Annotated in this window: 6 protein-coding genes; all 6 read right to left on the reverse strand. The window is 71.6% G+C overall.

Annotated features, from left to right (window positions below; genetic code table 11):
• The coding region (locus ACRWND_RS30065; RefSeq protein ID WP_431955014.1) for a cytochrome P450 at window positions 1-1347 on the reverse strand (1347 nt) is incomplete at its 3' end.
• Between the two features lie 434 nt (window positions 1348-1781).
• On the reverse strand, window positions 1782-3206 hold the full coding sequence (locus ACRWND_RS30070) for a cytochrome P450 (protein ID WP_431955016.1): 1425 nt from the start codon (window positions 3204-3206) through the stop codon (window positions 1782-1784).
• A gap of 609 nt (window positions 3207-3815) precedes the next feature.
• Window positions 3816-4226, reverse strand: a complete 411-nt coding sequence (locus ACRWND_RS30075; RefSeq protein WP_431955018.1) for a VOC family protein — start codon at window positions 4224-4226, stop codon at window positions 3816-3818.
• 104 nt (window positions 4227-4330) lie between these two features.
• Entirely contained in the window at window positions 4331-4723 is a 393-nt protein-coding gene (locus ACRWND_RS30080) for a helix-turn-helix domain-containing protein (protein WP_431955020.1), read from the reverse strand.
• A gap of 81 nt (window positions 4724-4804) precedes the next feature.
• Window positions 4805-5311 (reverse strand): Ig-like domain-containing protein, encoded by a 507-nt coding sequence (locus ACRWND_RS30085; protein WP_431955022.1) that lies wholly within the window; start codon window positions 5309-5311, stop codon window positions 4805-4807.
• Between the two features lie 139 nt (window positions 5312-5450).
• On the reverse strand, window positions 5451-6121 hold a 671-nt coding region (locus tag ACRWND_RS30090; protein WP_431955024.1), incomplete at its 5' end, for an IPT/TIG domain-containing protein.

Raw genomic sequence — 6121 nt, forward strand, 5'->3', positions numbered from 1 at the left:
TTCCCGCCGCATCACAGTCATGGGCAGGTGGTCGGGGTGGGGGACCGCGGAGACGGCCTCCTTCGGCGACGTGCCCGGAACGTGGCGGAGCTTCCAGCGGGGCAGGATCGTGGCGAGTGCGATGATGATCGCGGTCCAGGCGAAGGCGTCGCCGATGCACTTGCGGTTGCCCGCGCCGAACGGGAGGAAGACGGTGCGCGGCCGGTCGCCGGAGTTCTCCGGCAGCCACCGGTCGGGGTCGAAGCGCTCCGGGTCGGGGTAGGCCCGCGGGTCCCTGTGCAGGGCGTAGAGGCTGAACGCGACCTCGGTGCCGGGTGCGAGGTCGTAGCCGCCGAGCTCCACGGGCTTGATCGCACGGCGCATCAGGAGGGTCACGCCGTGCAGGCGGACCGTCTCGTCCAGGACCCGCTGCATCAGCGGCAGTTGCCGCACGTGCTCGAAGGAGACCGGACCGTTCCCGACGACCTGTTCGATCTCGGCGACCAGGCGCGCCTCGATGTCGGGACGACGGGCTATCTCGTGGAAGAACCAGGCCAGGGTGCTGGCTGTGGCTTCGGTGCCCGCGAACAGGATCGTGCCCAGCTCGTCGCGCACCTCCGCGTCGCTCAGCGGCTGCCCGGTGTCGGCGTCACGGGCGTCCAGCAGGGTCGAGAGCACGTCCGGAGTATCCGGCGCGTAGGCACTGCCCGCGGCGCGGGCGTCGGCTATGACCCTGTCCAGCACGTCGTGGAGTTCGCGGGTCGCGGCGTCGAAGCGCCGGTTGGCCGGGATCGGCACGTGGTCGAGCAGCTTCGGTGAGACGGTGCGCAGCAGGATGTTCTCGATGATGACCGGCACGTTGCGCCGAACGCAGTCACGGGCCTGCGCTCCGATGTCACTGGAGAACATCGACGCCGCCACGGTGGAGACGACCAGCGTGCCCATCACCTCCTCCACCGCCAGCGTCGCGCCCGGCTGCCAGGTGTCGGTGATCCGTCGGGCTTGTTCGGCCATGAGCCGGCCGTATCCGGCGATGCGTTCGCGGTGGAACATCGGCTGCATCAGACGCCGGTGGCGCCGGTGGGTGTGGGCGTCGGCGGTCGCCAGGCCGTTGCCGACCAGGCTGCGCAACCGGTCGAAGAACCTGCCCTTCTCGAAGCTGGCCGATTTGCCCACCATGACGTCGTGGGCGAGGCCGAAGGAGTTGACGAAGTAGACCGGCATGGTCCCGATGTCGACGCGCACCAGGTCGCCCGCGTCACGCAGGGAGGAGACGAACCTCAGTGGCGAGCGCGCCAGCGGTACGGCGTGCCCGAGCAGCGGGAGCCGTCCCGGGGCCCGCGGGATGGACTTCGATCCCACAGACATGGGACATCCTTTCGTCGTGATGCGGTGCGGAGGAGTGGCGGACGGGGCGGGGCTGCGTTGTGCGGGCATGCGGAGGGGCCCGCTGGAGGCAGTTGGCGGGGTGGCGAAGCCGAGGACGGCGGACCGGCGGCGGTTGGGCACCACACTCGATCACCTCGGCTGTTCGCATGGGCACCGTTCGCGGCCCGGAGAGCGGCGCGAGCGGCGCATATGACGGGAACAATCGTCCCGCCGATGATGATCACGTCAAGAGTGCCGTATGAGCCACGGTGCCGACGATTTCGCGCCGCGGCCGAGATCCCGGCGGGCCGCGCGAGCCGGACCCACCGCTCGCGCCGGGCGACGCGGAAGCCCGAACGTCCCGTCCCGGGCCCGCGCACGGGGCGGGCGGGGACGGGACGTTCGACGGGACGTCGGAGGGGAGGGGACCGTGGCTACCGGCCGACCAGGCTCCGCCACCAGGGCCTGCGGGCCGGGGCCGCCGCGGGGATCGTCGCGGCGGCCGCTGCCGAGGGCAGGGGCTGCGGGACGGCCTGCGGGAGCGCGGACGTCACCTGCTGCGCCACCCGTGCATGTGTCGTGGTGACCGGTGCTTCGGGAGCCTTGCGGGTGAACTCCACCGGTAGCGTGATGAGCGGGTGGGCCATCCAGGTGAAGACCCGCTGCGTCTCGCCCGAGACGTGCAGGTCGGGCAGCCGGGTCAGCAGGACGTCGCACGCGGTCTCGACGATGGCCCGGCCGATGTTCTGCCCCGGGCACTCGTGCCCGCCGCCGCTGAACGCCAGGTGCGAGCGGTTGCCGTGCATGGGCGCCTTGAGGTCGGGACGGACCTGCGGGTCGGCGTTCCCGGCCGCCAGGCCCATCAGGACCATGTCGCCTTCCTCGATCGTCTGCTCACCCAGCTTGGTCGGGCCGGTGGCGTAACGGGCCGGCAGGACGGCCAGCGGCGGCCGGACCCACAGGATGTGGTCGACGGACTCCTCCAGCGTCTGTGTACTGCCGTTCAGGCTGGCGCGCGTCTTGACGTCCGTGAGGTAGATCTCGATCGTGTCCGCGAGCAGCACGCTGGTGGTGGTGTGCGCCGCCACCAGGGTGTGCCGGAGGTGTTCGGCGACTTCGGTGTCGTTCAGGCGCGCATCGTGCTGGATCAGGAAACTGGGCAGGTCGTTCTCGGGACCGGCCTTGCGGGCGGCGACCAGGTCCTGCAGGACCCGCATGACGAACTGGTTGCTCACCGCCGCGGTGTCGGTGCCGGCGATGAGGTCCTGGCAGGCCGCGATCAGCGCGGGGGCGGTCTCCTCGGGAACACCGAGCAGCCGCATCATCGTGAGCATCGGGACCTGCTGCGCGTACTGCGCGACCAGGTCGGCGTGTCCGTCCCGGCAGAAGCCGTCGATCAGCGTGTTGGCGATGTGCTGGATCCTGCGGCGGACCCCGATGTTGTTGAACTCGGCGAGACTGGCGTTGACTGCTCCCCGCAGGCGGCGCTGGTCCTCCCCCTCCGAGAAGTTCACCAGCGGCTGCCAGGCGATCAGCGGTGCCAGCGGGTGCTCGGGGGTGAGCAGCCTGCTGTCCCGCCACAGCCGGGAGTCGGCCGAGAACCGCGAGGGGGTCCGCATCACCTCCAGGTTCTCCCGGTGTCCCAGCACCAGCCACGCCCGGACCCCGCCGGGGATCTCCACGGGCGCCACGGCCCCGTACTTCTCGCGTAGGTCGGCGTACAGCTGCTCGGTGTTCGCCACGGCCTTGGGCGCGTGCAGCTGCTGCAGCCCCTCGGCGTACAGACCGTGAGCTGGGCACCCCGGCGGCGGTACGGCGGTGGGGGCGGGCTGGGGGTGTTCGGGCGGAGAGGTGGTCACGAGGCCTCCGGGTCACGATGAGTACCGAAGCGAGCGGGGGAGCGGGGCACGGCGTCGGCGACCCGCCGTGACCGCTCCTCCCATGGGCGGGCAGTAGCCGCGGGTCCCCCCAAGTCCCGTAGCCGAATTGCAAGTTGGCAGCATATCCACACAACGGGCGGCGCGCGGGGCGCCCTGATCGCGCGCGCTGTGAGCGGTGGCTGCCGAGGACCTCTTGGGAAGAGGGGAGGCACCGGCCGCGCACGTCGTGACGGCGTGCGGCGGCGCGATACCACGGGCGCGGGGCAGGCCGAGGCATGGGGCACAGGCCGGGGTGGTCCGACGGTCGGCGTGGCGCGTTCATCGCATCGCGCCCCACCGTGACGCCACCGTGCGCCCCACCACCCCCTGGGACGGGCCGCGCCCGCGCGGACGCCGCCGGCAGCTGTCGGCCCCCAACCCTGCGTCGGCCCCCAACCCTGCGTCGGCCCTGCCCGGCCGTGCCCGCGCGGTCGGCGTCACCTCGCCGGGCGGCGCCTCGCAGTTCTCGGCGCCGCCCGGTCGGCGGTGGGCGCCCGGCGTGCTCGGAGCGGCCCGGGGAGGTGGCGCGGGGCGCCTCGCGGCCGCGGCTCAGGCCTTCAACTGGGTGAAGCGGATGCTGTTGCCGAAGGGGTCGCGCAGGCCGCAGTCGATGCCGTACGGGCGCTCGGTCGGCTCGTCGGTGAACTCCACGCCGAGGTCCCGCAGGGTCTCGTACGTCTTGCGGCAGTCGTCGGTGCTGAAGATCAGGTGACCGCCCGCGCCGCCCTTGGTGACCAGGTCGCGGACCTGCTGGGCGATCTCCTCGGACAGCGCCGGCGGGCCCGGCTTCTCCAGCAGGATCTGGCGCTCGGGGTGACCGGGGACACTTACCGTGAGCCAGCGCATGAAACCGAAGTCGACGTCCTGGTTCACCTCCAGTCCGAGCTTGCCGACATAGAAGTCGAGGGCCTCGTCCTGGTCGAGGACGTAGATCTGCGAGTGCGTGATGGCGTTGAACATGGGCATCACGCTACCGGCGGGGCGGTGCCAAAACTTATCCGAAACTGCTCGGCTTCCAGCGCCCGGGCGTAGCCGTTCGGCCTGGCGGCCCGGTCGACCTGTGGTCAGGCGCGCGGCCGTGTCCACGCCTTCACGAAGCACGTCGGCACGGCCGCCGCCGCGGCCTGCCTGCGGTAGGCCCGCGGGGAGGTGCCCACGATGTCCCGGAAGGTGCGGCTGAAGGTCCCCGGGCTGCCGAAGCCCACCTCGAAGCAGATGTCCGTCACGCTGAGGTCGCCCTCCCGCAGCAGGAACATCGCCCGCTCCACGCGGCGGCGCTGCAGATAGCGGTGCGGGGTCTCACCGAAGGTCGCCCGGAAGGTGCGCGTGAAGTGCGCCTGCGACACATGGGCGATGCGCGCGAGTGCCGGCACGTCCAGCGGCTGTGCGTACCCGCGGTCCATGGCGTCCCGTGCTCGGAGCATCCGGCGGTTGGTCTCTTCGGTGGCGCGGTTCACACCGCCCATGAGACCACAAGGCCTCCGACGCCCCGGTCGGGGGCGTCGGAGGCCTTGTGGTCCGCGGCGTGCACGCCGAGTTCACCAGCGGCACTGGTCGGGCGAGGCGGAGGGCTGCTGGACCACCAGAGGCGAGAGCGACGAGGGGCAGTTCGGGTAGCCGGGGCGATCGTCCTTGCACGGGTCGGGTCCCCAGGGGCAGTACGGGCCCGCCGTGATCGCGACCGTCGCCGTGGTGTTCGAGGCGAAGCAGTTGGCGTTCCCGTTGTACGCGGCCGTGATGGTGTGTGTGCCGGCGGTCGCGAAGGTGGCCACATGGGTGGCCTGCCCGTTGGCCGCGACGGGCACGGTCGCCAGGATGACGCCACCGTCGAAGAACGTCATGCCGAGGCCGCCGCTGGGGTCACCCGGGCAGACCACCGTGGCGGTCAGCAGAACGGGTGCCCCGGCGGCGGCGGTCGGGGGTGACACCTGGAGCGTCGTCGTGGACGGATCGGCCGCCATCGCCGGCGTGGCGAGACCTACAACCGCTGCTATCGCCGCGAGAGCACCCGCCTGCCATGTCTTCCGCGTATCCCAACGTTTCACGAAATAGGCTCCTTGTTCGACTGTGGGTGGGAATCCCGCAGTTGGCTTTGGAGCGTCACGTTACGTCGGTCTGTCAGGCCCCGCACTTGGAGCGGGCGACCGCCCCGCCCCGGGACCTGCGGTCCCCCGGCCAGCGCGTCTAGATCTCGGGAGGCGCGATACGGGTGTACGTGAGCGAGTTGCTCGTGCCGCCGAGTGTGGTCACGGAGACGGCCACCGGGCCTGGGGCGCCCACCGGGGCGGACGCGGCGATGGTGGTGTCGGACAACACGGTGAACGCCGCCGGCGTGGCGCCGAAGAGCACTGCCGTCGTGGTGGTCAGTCCCGTGCCGGTGAGGGTGACGGTGGACACCGAGCCGCTCGGTCCCTCGGTGGGGGCCAGGGAGGTGAGGACGGGTGCCGCCACGTAGGTGTAGCTGACGGGGTTGCTGGTGCCGCCGGGTGTGGTGACGGTGACGGGGACGGTTCCGGCGCCGGCGGGGGCGACCGCGGTGATTTGTGTGGGTGAGTCGACGATAAACGAGGTCGCCGGTGTGGCACCGAAGTTGACGGCTGTCGCGCCGCTGAGGTTGGTGCCGGTGAGGACGACCGTGGTGCCGCCGGTGGTCGCGCCCTGGCTGGGCACGATCGAGGTGAGGACGGGTGCGCCCACGTAGAAGAAGGTGACGGCGTTGCTGGTGCCGCCGGGTGTGGTGACGGTGACCGGGACGGTTCCGGCGCCGGCGGGGGCGACCGCGGTGATCTGTGTGGGTGAGTCGACGATGAACGAGGTCGCCGGTGTGCCGCCGAACAGCACCGCCGTCGCGCCGC

The organism is Actinacidiphila sp. bgisy167, from assembly GCF_965342175.1.
Lineage (GTDB): Bacteria > Actinomycetota > Actinomycetes > Streptomycetales > Streptomycetaceae > Actinacidiphila.

Excerpts from the sequence above, each read along its gene's own strand:
- ACRWND_RS30075 (WP_431955018.1), bottom strand. The coding sequence starts at position 4,226 with ATGTTCAACGCCATCACGCACTCGCAGATCTACGTCCTCGACCAGGAC.